17 protein-coding genes are annotated in these 17,844 nt (G+C 68.0%); 13 read left to right on the forward strand and 4 right to left on the reverse strand.

Going from position 1 to position 17,844, the window contains the following annotated elements:
- The first annotated feature begins 25 nt into the window (after positions 1-25).
- The 13 genes from tssC to JUB13_RS21390 all read left to right on the forward strand — a co-directional run bounded on the left by tssC (position 26) and on the right by JUB13_RS21390 (position 14,716).
- A complete protein-coding gene (tssC, locus tag JUB13_RS21330; protein ID WP_328702982.1) occupies positions 26-1,498 on the forward strand; it encodes a type VI secretion system contractile sheath large subunit in 1,473 nt (490 codons plus the stop codon).
- A gap of 32 nt (positions 1,499-1,530) precedes the next feature.
- Positions 1,531-2,025 carry an Hcp family type VI secretion system effector gene (locus JUB13_RS21335; RefSeq protein WP_207482422.1) on the forward strand — a complete coding sequence of 165 codons (495 nt, stop codon included), beginning with the start codon at positions 1,531-1,533 and terminating at the stop codon, positions 2,023-2,025.
- 83 nt (positions 2,026-2,108) lie between these two features.
- Positions 2,109-3,902: a type VI secretion system baseplate subunit TssF gene (tssF, locus tag JUB13_RS21340; RefSeq protein ID WP_207482424.1), complete on the forward strand. Its 1,794-nt coding sequence runs from the start codon at positions 2,109-2,111 to the stop codon at positions 3,900-3,902.
- Positions 3,866-4,897 carry a type VI secretion system baseplate subunit TssG gene (tssG, locus tag JUB13_RS21345; RefSeq protein ID WP_207482426.1) on the forward strand — a complete coding sequence of 344 codons (1,032 nt, stop codon included), beginning with the start codon at positions 3,866-3,868 and terminating at the stop codon, positions 4,895-4,897. Before tssF ends, tssG begins: the two co-directional genes overlap by 37 nt.
- The gene (gene tssH / locus JUB13_RS21350) at positions 4,894-7,527 is read left to right on the forward strand and encodes a type VI secretion system ATPase TssH (RefSeq protein WP_207482427.1); all 2,634 of its coding nucleotides are present in this window, start codon (positions 4,894-4,896) and stop codon (positions 7,525-7,527) included. Before tssG ends, tssH begins: the two co-directional genes overlap by 4 nt.
- Complete coding sequence (locus JUB13_RS21355) at positions 7,524-9,575, forward strand: type VI secretion system Vgr family protein (RefSeq protein ID WP_207482428.1); 2,052 nt, start codon at positions 7,524-7,526, stop codon at positions 9,573-9,575. The genes tssH and JUB13_RS21355 overlap by 4 nt, the downstream gene beginning before the upstream one ends.
- 6 nt (positions 9,576-9,581) lie before the next feature.
- A complete protein-coding gene (locus JUB13_RS21360) occupies positions 9,582-10,271 on the forward strand; it encodes a toxin-antitoxin system YwqK family antitoxin (protein ID WP_207482429.1) in 690 nt (229 codons plus the stop codon).
- Between the two features lie 71 nt (positions 10,272-10,342).
- Positions 10,343-11,395, forward strand: a complete 1,053-nt coding sequence (locus JUB13_RS21365) for a helix-turn-helix domain-containing protein (protein WP_207482430.1) — start codon at positions 10,343-10,345, stop codon at positions 11,393-11,395.
- Between the two features lie 15 nt (positions 11,396-11,410).
- A complete protein-coding gene (gene tssE, locus JUB13_RS21370; RefSeq protein WP_207482431.1) occupies positions 11,411-11,953 on the forward strand; it encodes a type VI secretion system baseplate subunit TssE in 543 nt (180 codons plus the stop codon).
- Between the two features lie 161 nt (positions 11,954-12,114).
- Positions 12,115-12,360, forward strand: a complete 246-nt coding sequence (locus JUB13_RS21375) for a hypothetical protein (RefSeq protein WP_207482432.1) — start codon at positions 12,115-12,117, stop codon at positions 12,358-12,360.
- Positions 12,361-12,425: 65 nt separating this feature from the next.
- On the forward strand, positions 12,426-13,265 hold the full coding sequence (locus JUB13_RS21380) for an ion transporter (RefSeq protein ID WP_207482433.1): 840 nt from the start codon (positions 12,426-12,428) through the stop codon (positions 13,263-13,265).
- A 245-nt stretch (positions 13,266-13,510) separates the two neighbouring features.
- On the forward strand, positions 13,511-14,122 hold the full coding sequence (locus tag JUB13_RS21385; RefSeq protein WP_207482435.1) for a J domain-containing protein: 612 nt from the start codon (positions 13,511-13,513) through the stop codon (positions 14,120-14,122).
- Between the two features lie 15 nt (positions 14,123-14,137).
- Positions 14,138-14,716, forward strand: coding sequence for a hypothetical protein (locus JUB13_RS21390; protein ID WP_207482437.1), 579 nt, complete (start codon positions 14,138-14,140; stop codon positions 14,714-14,716).
- 36 nt (positions 14,717-14,752) lie between these two features.
- Here the strand turns inward: JUB13_RS21390 and JUB13_RS21395 are convergent, their stop codons facing one another.
- The 4 genes from JUB13_RS21395 to JUB13_RS21410 all read right to left on the reverse strand — a co-directional run bounded on the left by JUB13_RS21395 (position 14,753) and on the right by JUB13_RS21410 (position 17,840).
- Complete coding sequence (locus JUB13_RS21395) at positions 14,753-15,739, reverse strand: ligand-gated ion channel (protein ID WP_207482439.1); 987 nt, start codon at positions 15,737-15,739, stop codon at positions 14,753-14,755.
- A 288-nt stretch (positions 15,740-16,027) separates the two neighbouring features.
- On the reverse strand, positions 16,028-16,663 hold the full coding sequence (locus tag JUB13_RS21400) for an Hcp family type VI secretion system effector (protein WP_207482441.1): 636 nt from the start codon (positions 16,661-16,663) through the stop codon (positions 16,028-16,030).
- A 24-nt stretch (positions 16,664-16,687) separates the two neighbouring features.
- Positions 16,688-17,221 (reverse strand): type VI secretion system tube protein Hcp, encoded by a 534-nt coding sequence (locus JUB13_RS21405; RefSeq protein WP_207482443.1) that lies wholly within the window; start codon positions 17,219-17,221, stop codon positions 16,688-16,690.
- 13 nt (positions 17,222-17,234) lie between these two features.
- Positions 17,235-17,840, reverse strand: a complete 606-nt coding sequence (locus tag JUB13_RS21410) for a type VI secretion system tube protein Hcp (RefSeq protein ID WP_207482445.1) — start codon at positions 17,838-17,840, stop codon at positions 17,235-17,237.
- Between the last annotated feature and the right edge of the window lie 4 nt (positions 17,841-17,844).

Here is a 17,844-nt window from a genome sequence, read left to right on the forward strand (position 1 = left end):
ACCGCAAGGTACAGGGAGAGAATCCGTGAGCACCGAAACCGCTGTTCAGAGCGCCGAGCCGACCAACCTCCTCGACCGCATGATGGTCGAGGGCAAGATGGCCCGTGACGAGGCCCAGCGCCCCTATGCCCGCGACCTCATCGCCGAGTTCGTGGACCAGGTCCTGGCAGAGACCAGCGGCGTCGCCCAGGCCGACGTCGTGGAGATGATCAACGCGCGCATCGCGCAGATCGACGAGCTGATCAGCCTGCAGCTGAACGAGGTCCTGCACCACCCGGACTTCCAAAAGCTGGAGGCCACGTGGCGGGGCATGCACTACCTCGTCATGAACACCGAGACCTCGACCCGCCTCAAGCTCCGGGTCATGAACGTCTCGAAGGCCGACCTGCTCAAGGACCTGGAGAAGGCCGTCGAGTTCGACCAGAGCGCTCTCTTCAAGAAGATTTACGAGGAGGAGTACGGCTCGCTCGGCGGCACGCCCTACAGCTGCCTCGTCGCCGACTACGAGTTCGGCCGTCACCCGCAGGACGTCGCCCTGCTCGAGAAGATCTCCAACGTGGCCGCCGCCGCCCACGCGCCGGTGATCGCAGCCGCCAGCCCGAAGCTCTTCGACATGAGCAGCTTCACTGAGCTCGCCCAGCCGCGCGACCTCGCGAAGATCTTCGAGAGCTCCGAACTGATCAAGTGGCGCAGCTTCCGGGAGAGCGAGGACAGCCGGTACGTGGCGCTGACCATGCCGCACATCCTGCTGCGCCTTCCCTACGGCCCGAAGACCATCCCCGTGGAGGGCGTGAACTTCGTCGAGGACGTGGACGGCAGCGATCACTCCAAGTACCTGTGGGGCAACGCCGCTTGGGCGCTCGGCCTGCGCATCACCACTGCCTTCGCCAAGTACGGCTGGATGGCTGCGATCCGGGGCGTCGAGGGCGGCGGCAAGGTCGAGGGCCTGCCGGCCCACACCTTCAAGACCGACGAGGGCGACATCGCGCTCAAGTGCCCGACCGAGATCGCGATCACGGACCGGCGCGAGAAGGAGCTGTCGGACCTCGGCTTCATCTCGCTGGTGCACTGCAAGAACACGGACTACGCGGCGTTCTTCGGCGGCCAGACCTGCAACAAGCCCAAGGTCTACAACACCAACGAGGCGAACGCGAATGCGCGGATCTCGGCGCTCCTGCCCTACATCCTCGCCTCGAGCCGCTTCGCGCACTACATCAAGGTGATCATGCGCGACAAGATCGGGTCCTTCATGACCCGAGGCAATGTCGAGAACTTCCTGAACACCTGGATGGCCGGCTACGTCCTGCTGGACGACGACGCATCGCAGAGCCAGAAGGCGAGCTATCCCCTGCGCGAGGGCCGGGTCGACGTCTACGACGTCCCGGGCCGGCCGGGTGTGTACCGCGCCACCGTGTTCCTGCGCCCGCACTTCCAGCTCGAGGAGCTGTCGGCCTCGATCCGGCTCGTGGCGGAGCTGCCCGCGCCCGGCGCCGCCTGATCCCCGCAATCGTTCAATCAGGAGTCACTTAGATGTCCCAGGTAATTCTCGAAATCCCGGGCGTTAACGGCGAATGCGCGCTCAAGGACTACAAGGATATGATCCTGTGCGAGTCCTTGTCCCACGACCTCGAGCTTGAAATCGAGATGTCGACCAATGCTCGCCGCACCGTCAGCACCGCGAAGATCAACAACATCGCCCTTGAGCGGAAGTGGGACGCTGCCTCGGTGCACCTGATCCGGAGGCTGCTGAGGGGCACGGCCCAGAAGGAGCCCGATAAGCCGTGGATCATCCACTGCCTCAAGGCGCTGGGCGGCGAGAACCAGTACGTCGAGTTCCTCACGATGAAGCTGACGCATGCCATCCTGGCGAAGCACAGCCTCAACGTGAACGAGGGCGACACCACGGAGTCCATCGAGATCAACGCGACAAAGATCGAGTGGATCTACGCGCCGCACGACGCCTCCAACACCAACCCTGGCAAGCACACTGCGGAGTACGACTCCCTTCAGGGCACCGTCGGCTGACGGTCCGGCTCCCGGCCGCCGGCGTGGGGAGATCCCACGCCGGCGGTCACGTCGCTTCTACCCGGAACGCGCAGTAGGCATCCATGCGCCGCGAAGACCTCCTCGGCCACTACGAGCGCGAACTTCTATACCTCCGGCGCGCGGGGGAGGGCTTCTCCCGGGCGTATCCCAAGATCGCGGGGCGGCTGGCCCTCGGCCCCGAGCAGGCGGGCGACCCCCATGTCGAGCGCCTGATCGAATCCTTCGCGTTCCTGACCGCGCGCCTCCAGCTCAACCTGGACCGCGAGTTTCCGAGATTCACGGACGCCCTGCTGGGCATCCTCTACCCGCACCTGACGGCGCCGATCCCGTCCTGCGCGATCGCGCGGTTCTCGGTGGATCCCGACAAGGGGCCGCTGACCGACGGCTATCGCATCCGGCGCGGCACGCCGGTCCACGCAATGGCCGGCGAGGATCTCCGCTGCCGCTTCACGACCTGCTCCGACGTGGACCTCTGGCCCGTGGCGCTGGAAGGGACCTCGATCCAGGGCGCCGATGCCTATGCCTTCACGGACGGGCTCGTCTCCTCCGTCCTGCGCATCGATCTTGCCGCCCTGGGCACGCCCTTCGAGGCGCTGTCCTTGCGCCGGCTGCGGGTCTTCATCGACGCCGAGCCCACGGTCGCCGCCGCCCTTTACGAATCCATGACCTGCGACGTTGTGGAAGCCATCTACGAGGGTGAGGACGGCCAGGCCTTCCACCTGCGCCCGGGCGCGAGCGCCGTATCGCCTGCGGGGCTGGAGCCCGAGGATTCCCTCTTCCCCTATCCCGCCAACGGCCACCCCGCCTATCGGCTTCTCCAGGAATACTTCGCCTTCCCGCAGAAGTTCCTGTTCCTCGACCTCGCGATCCCCGAGGGGGCGCTGAGGGGCGGCCGGGGTCGGATCCTGCTGGGTCTGCGCAAGCCGCCGCCGGCCCGTCTCGCGATCCGCCCGGACACCTTGGTCATGGGCTGCGCGCCGGTCGTAAACCTGTTCAACCGGGCGGCGGAGCCGATCCGGCTCGACCAGCGCAAGACCGCCTACCTGGTGCTGCCCGACGCGCTCCGCGACCGGATCACCGAGGTCTACCAGGTGCGCTCGGTCGCGGGTATCCGCGACGATGGGCGGCGCGTGCCCTACGTGCCGCTCTTCTCCACCGAGCACGCCGCGGCGGGCGACGCCCAGGACGCCTTCTGGTACGCAAGCCGCGAACCCACCCACAGGGACGACCGGGTCGGCACGGACACCTGGATCAGTCTCGTCGACCTGAATTTCGACCCCGCGCAACCCGCGGCCGAGACGCTGCTGGTCCAGACCCTCTGCACCAACCGCGGCCTCGCCGAGGAGGTGCCGGCGAAGGCGGTCCTGTCCATGGAGGACGCAGCGCCTATCGCCAACGTGCGGCTCCTCTACAAGCCGAGCCTGCCCCGCTACCGGGGCGCCGCGGGCGAGACGGCATGGCGCCTCGTCTCCCAGATGTCGCTCAACCACCTGAGCCTCACGGGCGGGCAGGACTCGCTCCGCGCGCTCCAGGAGATCCTGACGCTGCACGCGCTGGAGGATCCCGCATCGCGGGTCCAGGTCGCGGCGCTCCGGGCGCTGGAGACGCGCCCTGCAGTGCACCGGGTGGGGCAGGACGCCTGGCGCGGATTCTGCCGCGGCCTGGAGGTCACCCTCGAGGTGGACGAGCGTGGCTTCGTGGGCGCGAGCCCGCTGGTCTTCGGCGAGGTACTCGCCCGCTTCCTCGGCCTCTACGCCGGCATCAACAGCTTCGTTCAACTGCGCTTCCGCTCCATGCAGCGGGGCGGGACTTGGAAGACATGGTCGCGCATCGCAGGGTCCCAGCACGTCCTCTGATCGAGGAGCTGCTCGCGAGTCCCTGGGGCTTCGAGCTGGTCCAGGCGATCGCCATCCTCGAGCGCTCCGCGCCCGAGGGCGCTCCCTTGGGCGAGGGCATCGACCCCGAGCTGGAAGGCTTCCGGATCGAGCAGGATCCAACCCTGGCCTTCCCCGCCAGCGACGTCAGCTCGGTCAAGCCGGGGGGCGACGGGCGCCCGGTGCTGCGCACGCCGGCCATCGGTCTTTCAGGCATCTCGGGGCCCATGCCCTACGCCTACACCGAGGGCATGCTGGAGCGGCTGTCCAGGCGCGACCGCGCCATGGCGGCCTTCCTGGACATCTTCAATCATCGCCTGACATCGATCCTCTACAGGGTTCGCCGCTCGACCCTGCCGCTCCTGGACGCCCACCCCGAGCGGTCGGTGGCGGCGACGGCGCTCCGCGCCTTCGTCGGGCTTGGATCGCCGGGCCTCTCCAACCGGCTGCCCGACGTGCCGGATCGCATGCTGCTGGGATTCGCCGGCATCTTCGCCGACCGGCGCCGCTCGGCCTCGGCGCTCCGGACCGTTCTGGCGGGTGCATTCGGGACGCCCGTGCGGATCCGGTCCTTCGAGGGCCGCTGGCTTGCGCTCGAGGAGGGCTCGCTCGGGATCCTGGGGCGGAACGCGCCCGAGGAGCCGCGGCGCCTGGGCGGCGGCGCGGTTCTGGGGTCCCGCGTCTGGGACCAGCACGCGGCCTACGTGGTGGAATTCCGATTCAATGACGTGGCGCGCTTCGTGGAGTTCCTGCCGACCGGGCGCCACCACAAGGCCGTCGCCTCGTACTGCCGCTTCCATGGTGGCGACACCTGCGACCCCGTCCTGGAATTGGTGCTGGACGCGCCGGCCGTGCCTGGGCTCAAGCTCTCGGCCAAGGACGGTGCCAGGCTCGGGTGGACGAGCTGGGTGCTGGGGACCGGCGGGGCGAAACGGGAGGGCAGGGTGCGCCTGACGGCCAAGGGAGGACACGCGTGACCATCGAGCTGAAGACGCTGATCTCGAAGCTGGACCGCTCCGCGCGCAAGGTGCTGGAGCAGGCGGCGACCATCTGCGTGTCGCAGACCCATTTCGACGTGGAGCCCGAGCACCTGCTGCTCGCCTTGGTCAAGGCCAAGGACGCCGTGGTGATGGCGCTGCTGGGACGCTACGGCATCGACGCGCCGGCGCTGGAGCGCGAGATCGAGGAGGCCCTGGGCAAGCTCAAGCGCGGCAACGGCCGCACCCCGGCCTTCTCCCCCCGCCTGCCCGACATGCTGGAGAAGGCGCTGCTGACCTCGGTCGCGGTGCTGGAGACGCCGACCATCGCTGTCCCGACCCTGCTGGTGGCGCCGCTGGAGAAGGATCCGCTGCGCGGCCTGCTGCTGGATTCCATGCCTCTGCTGGCGCGAATCGACGTGGCCGAGGCGCTGGAGCTGCTGCCCGACCTCGTGCGCGACAAGCAGGCGCCGAAGCCCCGCACGGCCCCGGCCCTGGGCGCCGCGCCCGAGGCGACGACGCCCTCGGGCGGCGAGAAGACCGCCCTGGACCAGTACACCATCGACCTGACGGCGCTGGCCAAGGCCGGCAAGATCGACCCCGTCACCGCGCGAGAGAGCGAGATCCGCCAGCTCGTCGACGTCATGATGCGGCGGCGGCAGAACAACCCGATCCTGGTGGGCGACCCCGGCGTCGGCAAGACCGCCGTGGTCGAGGGGCTGGCCCTCCGGATCGCCGCGGGCGACGTGCCGGCGCCGCTCCGCCCCATGGTGGTGCGCTCGCTGGACCTGGGCCTGCTGCAGGCGGGCGCGGGCGTGAAGGGCGAGTTCGAGGACCGGCTGAAGCGCATCATCGCCGAGGTCGCAGCACAGCCCACGCCGGTCGTGATCTTCATCGACGAGGCCCACGCCCTGATCGGCGCGGGTGGGGCGGCGGGGCAGGGGGACGCGGCCAACCTGCTGAAGCCCGCGCTCGCGCGGGGCGAGTTCCGGACGATCGCCGCGACGACCTGGAGCGAGTACAAGCGCTACTTCGAGAAGGACCCGGCGCTCGCCCGCCGTTTCCAGCCCATCAAGGTGGCCGAGCCCGACGAGGCCGCGGCGGCGAGCATGCTGCGCGGCCTCGTGGGAAAGCTGGAAGGCCACCACGGGGTGCGCATCCTGGACGAGGCCATAATGGCCGCCGTCTCCCTCTCCGCCCGCTACATCCCGGCCCGCCAGCTTCCCGACAAGGCCATCAGCGTGCTCGACACCGCCTCGGCCCGCGTGGCGGTCGGGCGCGGCGTGGTGCCCGAGGCCATCGACACTCTGGACCGTGAGGCCGAGACCCTGGCCACCGAGAAGGCGATCCTGGATCGTCAGCCAGGCGGCGGCGACCCCGGGCGGCTCGCGGCGATCGCGTCCCGCCAGGCCGAGGCCGCCGCCGAGCGCGCCGCGCTCGCCGCGCGCTGGGATGCCGAGAAGGTGCTCGTCGCGAGGCTGGACGAGGCCCTGGCGAACGGCGCCCCGGCCGAGACCGTGCGCGGGCTTCGCTCGGAGCTGTCGGAACTGCAGGGCGACCGGCCGCTCGTGTCCTGGTGCGTGGACGAGGCGGTGGTCGCCGCCGTGATCTCGGAGTGGACGGGGATCCCGGCGGGTTCCATGTCCCGCGACGACGCCGAGGCGGTGCGCACTCTCGAGAGCAAGCTTGCCGAGCGGATCGTGGGCCAGGACCAGGCTGTGACGGCCATCTCCCGCGCCGTGCGCGGCTATCGCGCAGGTCTGGGCGAGCCCGGTCGCCCGGTCGGCGTCTTCCTGCTGTGCGGCCCGAGCGGCGTCGGCAAGACCGAGACGGCCTCCGCGCTCGCCGACCTGCTCTACGGCGGGGAGGGCAACCTCGTCACCGTCAACATGTCCGAGTACCAGGAGGCCCATTCGGTGGCGACGCTCCGCGGCGCCCCCCCGGGCTATGTCGGCTACGGGCAGGGTGGCGTCCTGACGGAGGCCGTGCGTCGCCGCCCCTATTCCGTGGTCCTGCTGGACGAGGTGGAGAAGGCCCATCCCGACGTGCTCGACATGTTCTACCAAGTCTTCGACAAGGGGGTTCTGGAGGACGGCGAGGGCGTGGAGGTGGATTTCAAGCACACGCTGATCCTGCTGACCAGCAACCTGGGCGAGGAGGAGCTGGGCTCCCTGGCCGCGGGCATGCGCAATGCCGACGGCGCCCAGCGCGTGCTGGAAATGGCGGTGGAGGTGGTCTCGCCCGTGCTGCGCCGCCGCTTCCGCCCGGCATTCCTGGGGCGGCTGACGGTCGTGCCCTACCTGCCGCTGGCGGAGGCGGATGTCCGCCGCATCGTGGACATGCGCTGCGACCGGATCGCCCGCCGCTTCGCCGACCGCCAGGGCAGCGGCCTGTCCTTCACCGAGGCCGCGCGGGAGGAGATCGTGCGCCGGGCGCTGGTGGCGGATTCCGGGGCCCGGCTGATCGACAACGTGCTCAACGGGACCGTGATCCCAGAGCTCGCGAGCTCCGTCCTGGACTCCATGGTCACCGGCAGCGAGGTCGGGACCTTCGAGGTGGACGCGGACGTCGAGGGCAGGCTCGTCTGTCGGCGCACGGCCGAGGCCGGGATCGCGGAGGCGGTTGCGTGACCACCCTCGGCCAGGACAACCAGTACATCTCCATCTCGACGCCGCTCGGGAAGGACAAGCTCATTCTGCGCGAGCTCGCGGGAGAGGACAGCGTCTCCGGCCTGTTTCACTACCGCATCAAGATGCTGTCGGACGACGAGACGCTGGCTTTCGACCGCGTCATCGGCAAGACCGCCACGGTCACCATCAAGATGGGCGAGACCGAGGTCGTGCGCTACATCGACGGGATCGTCACCCGGTTCGAGCTGACCTCCTTCGACGACCGCGAGAACATCGCCTACTACGAGGCGGAGCTGAGGCCCTGGCTGTGGCTGCTGACCCTCTCCGGCGACTGCCGCATCTTCCAGGACAAGACGGTCCCCGAGATCGTCGAGAAGGTCTGCACCGACGCAGGCTATGCCTTCGTCAAGAAGTCGCTCACGGGGACCTACGCGGCGCGGGAATACTGCGTCCAGTTCGGCGAGACCGACTACAACTTCGTGGCCCGGCTGCTGGAAGAGGAGGGCATCTTCTTCTACTTCAGCCATAGCGACGGCAAGCACGAGATGGTGCTGGGGGACGCGGCCAGCGCATTCGTGGACTGTCCGAGTGTCAAGGAGATCCGCTTCCGCCCGAACCAGGCCTTCGACACGGACGACGACGTGGTGACCAGCCTCCGGCTCGAGCAGGCGGTGACGACCAAGACCGTCGGCGTGGACAGCTTCAACTTCGAGACGCCCTCCACCGACCTCTACACCAAGGCCGAAGGCAAGACCGGGATCGGCTCCCGCCACCTCTACACCCACAACTACCTGCAATCGACCCAGGGCGAGGGCTACGCAAAGGTCCTCCAGCAGGCCAACGCGGTCCAGGGCAAGACCCTCCATGGCTCGGGCCGGCTGCGTTCGCTGGTGGCCGGCGGCAAGGTCACCGTGAAGAACCACCCGCGGGCCGAGATCAACGCCGAGTACGTGCTCTCCCGCGTAAGGGTGGAGGCATCGCGCACGGACTATCTGGCGACCTTCAACGCCTTTCCCTCGGCGACCCAGTACCGGCCCATGGGCACATCGGTGAAGCCGCGGATCCACTCCTCCCAGACGGCGATCGTGGTGGGCGCGGAAGGCGACGAGATCCTCACGGACAAGTACGGGCGCATCAAGGTCAAGTTCCACTGGGACCGCGCTGCCGACACGGCCGAGAAGAGCTCGTGCTGGATCCGGGTCGCCCAGAACTGGGCCGGCAAGGCCTACGGGATCTGGTTCCTGCCCCGCGTCGGGCAGGAGGTGGTGGTGAGCTTCCTCGACGGCGACCCCGACAAGCCGCTGGTCACCGGGGCGGTCTACAACGCCGAGCAGACGCTCCCCTACGCGCTGCCGGCCAACGCCACCAAGAGCACCATCAAGACGCTGAGCACAAAGGAAGGGGCCGGCAAGTTCAACGAGATCCGGTTCGAGGACAAGAAGGACGCCGAGGAGATCTACATCCACGCCCAGAAGGATATGGTCGTGGATGTGCTCAATGACTACAAGGAAGACGTCAAGCACGATCACTTGATGACCGTGAAGAACGACCGCAAGACCGCGGTCACCGAGGGCAACTACGACCTGAAGGTCGAGAAGGGCACCCGCTCCATCAAGGTCAAGGGCGCGGAGACCCACATCAACGAGGACTCCTTCGAACACAAGGTGGCCAAGGACTACACCCTCAAGATCGACGGCAACCTGACCATCACCGTCACCGGCGACGTCGTGTTCAAGGGCAAGTCCCTGAGCTTCGAGAGCACCTCGGCCGAGATCAAGGCCAAGTCCAGCACCGACATGAAGCTGGCCTCGGGCGCGGGCACGGAGATCAAGTCCGGAGCCGCCATGGCCATCAAGTCCGGGGCCGCCCTGGACGTGAAGTCGGCCATGGACACGACGCTGGACGCGGGCATGAACCTCAACGCCAAGGGCGGCATGAACGTCGCGATCAAGGGCGGCCTCGGGCTGACGGCCGAGGGCGGCGCCAGCACCACGGTGAAGAGCGGCGGGATCACGGCCGTCAAGGGCTCCCTGGTCCAGATCAACTGAGGCCTCATGGACGACGCGACGCAGGAGATGGCCGACGCCGCGCCCGAGGAGCCTCGGCAGGTCGAGCTTCGGGACGCCGAGGGGCGGATCACCTTCCAGGGGCAGGTGGTGGACGGGATGCTGCGGGGCGAGGGCGTGGAGTGGTGGCCGAAGGGCAAGGTCGCACAGCGCGCGACCATGGTCGACGGCCGGCTGGATGGGGAGCTGCGCCGCTACGCGGAGAACGGCAGCCTGGTGCTTGTGGCGCAGTACCGGGCCGGGGCCCAGCATGGGCTCACGGTCTGCTACGACAGCCAGCGCCCGCTCTGCCGCATGAGCTACCGGCAGGGCGTGCTGGACGGAGACAGCGTCTACTACGCCCCCACGGGCAAGGTCTCCGCCGTGATCCCCTTCAAGGAGGGACGGATGCACGGCATCGCGACCTACTTTACCACCGAGGGGGCGGTGCTGAGGACGGCCGCCTACGCGGACGACAGGCAGGAGGGACCCTCGGTGACCTACTACGAGAACGGGGCCGTACAGGAGACCGCCACCTACAAGGCGGGCCTGCTGGAGGGGCGGTTCGAGCGCTTCTTCCCATCGGGAAGGCCAATGCAGCAGGGGGCCTACCGCGCGGGGCTGCTGGTCGAGCCGCTCAGGTCCCTGGACGAGCAGGGGCGGGTGATCGCCGAGATTCCGCCTGGTGCGGCCGGCTGAGCCCCAGTGGCTTGGACTGGCTCTTCGCTTTGGTTTAGTTTCAACCCGTCACTCCTTCGATCGTGGTGATCATGCTGCAGGGGCGCATCGAACAGCTGTCGGAGGCGATCATTGTCGCCACGCCCGTTGCCGACAACGCGTCCGTCCCTCAGGCGGCCAAGGAGTCCGGTAAACTCAAGAAGGAGAAGGACCGCGAGACCGCGGCCCATCGCCTGCGCCGCGCCGGCTGGAGCTATCGCCGCATCGCCGAGACGCTGGGCGTCCCCTACATCATGATCGGCCGCTGGCTCTCGGGGGACATGCAGCCCGCCCCGCCCCCGTCGCCATCCCCGCCGGTCCCACGAATCGAGGCGGCCCCGACGCCGGCTCGCGCCGAGCCGCGCGCGGACGCTGCGCCGCCGGATCCGGTCCCCGCCCGGCCCGCTCCTGTCTCGGCCGGCCCGGCGCCCGTCGCCGCCGCCGCGGCCGACGGCGATCTGGAGCATCGGGTGGAGGTCCTGGGCCTCCAGTTCTCGGCCTTCGAGAAGTACGTCCGCGACCTCATCGGCGGCTTCGGCAAGGAAAAGGCCAAGGAGGCCGAGGCCCAAAGCAAGGTCCTGGCCGAGATGAAGGCCGAGCGCGAGGCCATCGAGGGCACCAAGCAGGAGATCTTGTCGGCCGTGGAGGCCCTTCGCTCCGAGCTCGAGCAGTTCAAGTCCGACGTCCGGGGCGAGTTGGATGCTCTTCGCAGCCGTGCTCCGGCGGAGCGGGAGGAGGGGCGTCCGCGGCGTGGCGCGCCGCCGGACGAGGATCCCTTCGGCTCCGGCGAGGCCTCGGACGATCCTTTTGGTTCCAGCGCCTCGGACGACCCCTTCGCGAGCGATCCCTTCGCCTCGGACGACGGCGACGATCCCTTCGCGAGCAAGGACGAGGATGATCCCTTCGCGAGCAAGGACGAGGAGGATCCCTTCGCCACGAAGGACGAGGAGGATCCATTCGCCACGAAGGACGGCGACGACCCGTTCGCGAGCGACGATCCATTCGCATCCGAGGACGACGAGGATCCTTTTGCCGTGAAGGACGAGCCCGACCCCTTCGCGTCCGCGGACGACGAGGATCCGTTTGCCGACCCGAAACCCGCGTGATTGCAGGACGAGCCCATGACCCAGCCGAAGTCGCTGAGGGGTTTGGCGGCCCCGCTGTTCGAAAAGCTGACGGATCTGGAGCCGAACTCGCCCGTGGATGAGCGGGACCTTCGGTTCCAGACGCGCGAGGTGGTCCTCGCCTCCATCCGGCGGGAGGTCTCGCGCCTGATCGACACCCGGCTGCCCTGGCAGGCCAACGACGGTGTTCGATCTGAGGACGCGTCGCGCGTCGACATCTCCAAGACGGTGCTTCGCTACGGCGTGCCCGACATGACCCACCTCTGCGTGCGTTCCAGGGCAGACCGGAGGCAGATCGAAAGGGCTGTCGTCGATGCCATCCGGACCTACGAGCCTCGCCTGATCAACCCCGCCGCCAGCCTGCACGTGCGTCCCGGGGGCGACGCCGCCCACGTGGAGATCAGCGGCGACGTGGCCTTCGGGAACTCGCTGGAGCCGCTGTCCTTCTCCGTGGGCGTGGAACTCAAGGTCCTCGGCCGGGTGCGCAAGGCGGCCATGGCCGGGGATGCCGAAGGGACGGGGGTCCTTACCACCGCGTGATCGCCCGCTGGCGCGTCCTCCCCGCGGGAAGCGGCGGTACCCTGCCCGATGGAGGGCGGCCCGTGCGGCTCAACCCCCATGGCGGGATTGTCCGGTCGGGCTGAAGCCCCTAGCGTGCTGGGGCAGGGGCTTGGTGCCCCGGGACAGCGCGGGGGTACGACGTGCTCACCATGAACCTGCCGGTCCACGACGGCGCCGCCGACATGCCCGTGATCGAGGGACCCTTCACCATCGCCATCGGCGATGGAATGCCCGTTGTAGCTATCTGCGGCTTTCTTGAGGATGCCGACTCGGGCGTCCGCGTCGGAATCCGCATCCCCATCATGAACGTGGACGCGCCAGAGGTGATCGACCTCCTGAAGGGATTCTGCGAGCGCGGTCCAGAGATTACCGAAGGTTCAAAATAGATCCCTTGCATTGAGAAACGGCTCTCGTACCCTCTGGGGCAGCCCAATCGAGGTAGGCCAGAGCCATGATCGACGCGTCCGCCACCCCTGCCCAGGACTCAACTTCGCGCCTGCGCCAGTTCCTCGAATCCGAGAGGGTCCAGAACGGCCTCGTCGCGCTGATCGTCGTCAACGCCGTGACCCTTGGCCTCGCCACGTCCAAGTCGGTGGAGGCCGCAATCGGCCCGGCGCTCGACGCCATCGACAACGTGATCCTCGGCATTTTCGCAGTCGAGCTGGTCCTGAAGCTGATCGCCTATAGGCCCAGCTTCTTCAAAAGCGGCTGGAACGTCTTCGACTTCGTCGTGGTCGGCGTCTCGCTGATGCCGTCCTCGGGGCCGCTGTCCGCGCTCCGCGCGCTGCGCGTGCTCCGGTTGCTGCGCATGATCTCCATCGTGCCGAGCATGCGCATGGTGATCGACGCCATGTTCCGGGCCCTCCCCGGCATGGGGTCCATTGCAGCGCTCCTGGTGCTGATCGTCTATGTTGGCGCGGTGCTGGGCACCAACCTCTTTGGCGAGATCGCGCCCGAGTTCTTCGGGACCCTGGGCGCCTCCATGTTCACGCTGTTCCAGATCATGACGGTCGAGGGTTGGCCCGACATCGCTCGCGGCGTGATGGAGGACATGCCCTGGGCGTGGCTGTTCTTCGTGGTTTTCCTGCTGCTCGCCACCTTCACGGTGCTGAACCTCTTCATCGGCATCATCGTCAGCTCCATGGAGGAGCTGCATGAGGAGCAGAAGAGTGCGAAGGAGGCGGCCAAAAAGGCGAAGGCAGACGGCGAGCTGATGGCCCTCACCAATCGCATCGGCGAGCTCGAGCGCCAGATCGCAGGCCTGACTGCGGCGATCAGGGAGCGCGGCTGAGCGCCGCTGTATGCGGGCCGGCGGGCTGGCCCCCTCGCCGTGGTGTGGGAGGCTGGGCCGTCCCCGTCGCGAAGCCTGAAATGAGCCGGTGCATGGCGTTCGACCAGTTCCCTCTGCCGTTTCTGGATCAGCTCGCGCCGCCGTCGACGGCTTCCGAACCGGAGCCCGCGCCTGAGCCCGCGCCTGAGCCGTTGCCCCGCGGCGGGCGCCTCCGCCGCATTCGCCTGCGGGCCCGGCGGCACTTCGTGGATGCCGTGCATGCCTGCTGCCGGCGCCGCGCGGTCAGCCCCGGCGAGCTGGTGACCGCCGTCCGCCTGCTACTGCCCCCCGCCCGGCTGCAGGGCTTCGAGGATCCCGGCGAGCCCTCGGCCGCCGAGGTCGCCATGGGTTGGCACCGGTCGCGCACCGGGCGCCTGCGCCGGGTCCGCGACTTTCCCCTGGTGGTCCTCATGCTCCGCGAGGAACTGGACCCGCCCACCCTCCGCCGCTGCCTTGCCGCTGCCCTGGCCCTGGAGGACCCCGATGGCTGGCGCCTGCTGCCGAAGGCCACCATCGACGCCTGGGAGCGGGAGTGGCGGGATCGTGAGCGGCAACAGGCCATGGACACCGGCCATGTCAGGGAGATGCTGCGGCGGCTCGCCTTCCGGCCCATCGAGGGCGGTGTCCGCACCCCCGCCCAGGCGGCCCGCATCCTGGGTCTCGCCAGCGAGTTCGGCTGCACCGAGGAGTCCGTGTCACGTCGCTTCCGGGAGCTGGCGCCCGTCTTTCACCCGGACACCGGCCTCATGGCCTGCCCGGACCGCATGCGCCAGCTGGTCGAGGCGCGAAAGATCCTGCTCGCCTATTTGAAAGCCTGACCCAGGGAGGGACAGTTGACGGAGAAGCTGCGACTGGCGGAGTTCGTCTCGGCCAACCCCTACATGTCCGAGAGCGGGTGGCGGCAGGAACTCGTGGCCGGGGAGGTGCGCGTCCTCGGGAACCGGTCCGAAGAGATCGCCGAGCGAACCCTCGGGCTGAGTGCCGCCTTCGCGTCGTGCATCCGGAGGGCGAAGATCGATGCCCGCATCGAGATGGGGGTAGGCATTGGCATCGAGGACCCCGAGGGTGACCACTACCGGGTCGCGGACCTGGTTCTGGCCCTGCCCGACGGCAAGCGCCGCCGCCGCGTGCCCGCGGTCGCCTGCCTGGTGGTGGCCGACGCCGATGCGCCGGGAGCGGAGGCCGAGGAGCGCCTCGCCGTCTTCTCACGGCGACCCGGCCTGTGCGATCTGCTGGTCTTCTCTGCCGGGGCGCCCCTGTGCAGGTCACGGCGGCGCATTGGCGATGGCTGGTTCGAGGAGAGGGTCGAGGGGATCGACGCTACCGTCCGCCTCGCCTCCGTGCCGGCCAGCCTGTTTCTCGCCTCGGCCTACGCGGACCTGGATCCGGGCGACGGTCCTGCAGAGGCGTAGCCGTGCCCATGGCCGCTCGCGCCTGGGCGCGCCGCCTCAGGCGAAGTCGAGGCCCGTGCCCACCGCCATGGACATGATGGCAAAGGCATAGACGACCGGGAACAGGACCAGACACGCCAGGTCGAACCGGCGGGAGGCCGCTGGCGCCGTCTCGTAGAGCGTCAGCGAGATCGCGCTCTGGATGATGCTGAAGAAGATCAGCCCCATGGAAACGAGGTTGATGCGGTCCGCAAGGGCGAACTCCGCCGTGTCGGGGAGCTGGGACGAGATCACGAAGGCGCAGGCCACCACGGCGAACACGGCGCCAACGCCGAGGCCGAAGCGGGGGTCCAGGTCTGTCGGCTTGACGAGGAAGGCCAGGAACGCCACCAGCGTCGAGATGAAAATGGACGAGAACAGCTTGAAGAAGTAGCCGAGGCCGGGTCGTACCAGCTCGATGCTGTGGACGTAGCGGGAGTAGGTGCTCTCGTTCCCGGAGGGCAGGCTGGTGTCGCCGTAGTTGGTCCGGTAGGTGACGTCGCCGACCCGGGCGGAGGCGTGGCCGATATCATAGCCCGGCACTTCGAGGTCGGGCGCCAGTTCGATGTTGCGGGCGTCGGGCACGAAGACCAAGCGACGCGAATCGAGGGTGGTGTGCTCGAGGGCGATGCCGAACTCCTGCCGGTCCAGGGGGAAGCGGAAGACGTCCCAGTTCTCCTTGATCTGGGCTCGGATGCGCGCCAGGGCATAGCGCTCCTCCCCGATGTCCTTGACGTCCTGGATCTGCTTCTCCTCGATCTGGCCGTTCATGATCTCCAGACCTTCCATGGGGTCGATGTCCCGGCTGCGCCAGCGGGTCCAGACATAGAAGTCCACGCCGATCTTGCCATCGCGCAGGCTCATGCCGTCGAGCTGGTGCACATAGGTGCCGATGGTGACGACCTCGGGCTGGGCCGCAGGTTGGGCCGCCGCCTGGGGCGCTGCTGCGGCAACGGGCACCAGTGCCGAAAGGAGGAAAGCCAGGATGCGCAGCAACTTCGTCATCGGACCCTCGTCTAAGACCTCGCGTAATCTCACTTAAGCTGACCCTGACTGCAACGCCTCGCTCGCGGACCGGGGCCGGCGCGCGCGGCTCTGCACAGGGGATGGTTCCGGACCGGGGTGATGCCTCGGGTCAGGCCAGTTGCATGGGGACCAGGAGGGGGTGCGGCTTCGGGGCGATCCGCCGGCGCACCCCGCCGACATGCCCGCCCTCGAAGCTCATGCATGGCGACGAGCGACCGCGGCGCGATCCAGGTTTCGTTCTCGGATAGAGCGGCGCGGGTGCCGCGATCAGGCGGCGCCCGGGTTCGTAACCTTGACGGTCACCTTGCCGGGCGCCACGCCGAGGCTCTTGCCGTTCTTGAACAGGAAGTACTCGAGCGAGATCTCCTTGAAGGAGATCTGAACGGTGTCGGTCAATTCGCTGGCGCCGATGTCCACTTCATGAGAGGCAATCCGAACCCCTTTCAGCGTGATCTTCATGATGGGCTCGTGCCAGGCGACCATGCTCGGGTCTGTGTCGATGTTGCCGGCAATCGCCGCTTCGAAGCTGGTATTCACGGTGCCGTAGTTGCTCACCTGCCTTTCGAACACGCGATAGACGGTAATCGTGGCCTCTTTCTCCTCCTCGCCCTTCTTGGCGAAGGCCAGTTCCATGAACTTGGGCGTGGCACGGTCGACCTTGCGGGTGAGCGTGACGGCGCTCACCCCTGATTCTGGATTGGAGGTTGAGCCCGACCTGGGGTCGCCGCCGTTTCTCTCCCCCGGCTTGGGCACCGATTTCTGGGCGTCGTTGAAGCCCGGCGTACCGACACCACCTTCGTTCTTGATGTTGAACTTCACGGTGTTGCAGGCGATCAGGTTTGTCTTGTCCTTCAGGGTGACTTCGCCCGTCACGTCCGGATAGCTCAAGAGAATCAGTTGCATCTCCGCGACCTCATGGGCACCCGCTCAGTCGAGCGTTCCCGTCTGAAGGTTGAATCGGAAGGAATTGAAGCCGAGCGGGGACTGCGCGCGGTCGAACAGCGTGTAGCGCCACTCGATGGCCGAGGCGCTGACGTCGATGGACTCGGTCACGCCGTCCTGCCCGGCCGACACGTCCTGCTTGGTCACCAAGGCATGGTGCAGCTTGAGGGTGAGATAGCAGGCCCAGTGCGTTGCTGCGGCGGCCGTGGACGTCGACGGCGCGGGAGGACCGTTCGCGGCCCTCAGCATGTAGATCTCCCACGGGGCGGTGGTGATGCCATGGGACAGGATCATGCGCGCGAGGTCGACGCTCGCCGGGTCGAAGTCTCGCTCGATGTTGACCACCGAAACGTCCGCCGTGTGAATGCTCCGTCCGGCGTCCGTGTTCATTTCGCTCGTGACGCTGATGTCGTAGGTGACGGACTTGCATAGGATCAAGTCCTCGTATCCCTGAACCGTGCAGTCGCCCTTAATGAAGGACGTCGGGCCGGTCGGGATCTTGAGGATGACGATGGCCATTCTCGCCGGCCCCTCAGCCCACGGTACCGGTTTGGACGTTGTACCTCACGGACTGGAAGCCGCGGACCTCGTTCGTCTCGTCCATGCGACGGTAGACCCACTCGATGGCCGCAGGGCTGACCTCCAGCGTCTCCACCCCCGTGCCCTCGTCGACGCCATGGCTGCATCGGGTGATGAGCGCGTGGTGCAGGCGCAGGGTGAAGAACCTGACGTGCACCTTCCCGGACAGGTGCGCCGTCCCGGGCTCGCCGCCCAGGGTTCTCATGAAGTAGATCTCCCATGGACTGTCGAAGACCTTGCCCATCAGCGTGGACTTGGTCAGGGCGGCGGACGCCGCGTCGACCTGCTTCGTGATCTGGATCGGGCTGGCCTTGGGTGCGTGGATCGTGCGTCGCGCCATGGACGACACCTCGGCGTCGACCTCGACGTCCGTGGACCAGGTGACGCTGTCGGCCGTGATCATGAACCGGTAACCGTGGAGCTGACACTCGCCGGTAATCCACGGCAGGTCCGACGCCGTCGACGCCAGGCCATTCTTCTCGATGGCCGCCTGCTTCGACTTGATGGCGGCATCGGTGACGCCGGACACCCGGGGGATCATCAGAACGATCTGGGTCACGGCG

The organism is Arenibaculum pallidiluteum (assembly GCF_017355985.1).
Classification (GTDB): Bacteria; Pseudomonadota; Alphaproteobacteria; order Azospirillales; family Azospirillaceae; genus Arenibaculum; species Arenibaculum pallidiluteum.

Excerpts from the sequence above, each read along its gene's own strand:
- JUB13_RS21335 (WP_207482422.1), top strand. The coding sequence starts at position 1,531 with ATGTCCCAGGTAATTCTCGAAATCCCGGGCGTTAACGGCGAATGCGCG.
- tssF (WP_207482424.1), top strand. The coding sequence starts at position 2,109 with ATGCGCCGCGAAGACCTCCTCGGCCACTACGAGCGCGAACTTCTATAC.
- tssG (WP_207482426.1), top strand. The coding sequence starts at position 3,866 with ATGGTCGCGCATCGCAGGGTCCCAGCACGTCCTCTGATCGAGGAGCTG.
- JUB13_RS21360 (WP_207482429.1), top strand. The coding sequence starts at position 9,582 with ATGGACGACGCGACGCAGGAGATGGCCGACGCCGCGCCCGAGGAGCCT.
- JUB13_RS21365 (WP_207482430.1), top strand. The coding sequence starts at position 10,343 with ATGCTGCAGGGGCGCATCGAACAGCTGTCGGAGGCGATCATTGTCGCC.
- tssE (WP_207482431.1), top strand. The coding sequence starts at position 11,411 with ATGACCCAGCCGAAGTCGCTGAGGGGTTTGGCGGCCCCGCTGTTCGAA.
- JUB13_RS21380 (WP_207482433.1), top strand. The coding sequence starts at position 12,426 with ATGATCGACGCGTCCGCCACCCCTGCCCAGGACTCAACTTCGCGCCTG.
- JUB13_RS21395 (WP_207482439.1), bottom strand. The coding sequence starts at position 15,739 with ATGACGAAGTTGCTGCGCATCCTGGCTTTCCTCCTTTCGGCACTGGTG.
- JUB13_RS21400 (WP_207482441.1), bottom strand. The coding sequence starts at position 16,663 with ATGCAACTGATTCTCTTGAGCTATCCGGACGTGACGGGCGAAGTCACC.
- JUB13_RS21405 (WP_207482443.1), bottom strand. The coding sequence starts at position 17,221 with ATGGCCATCGTCATCCTCAAGATCCCGACCGGCCCGACGTCCTTCATT.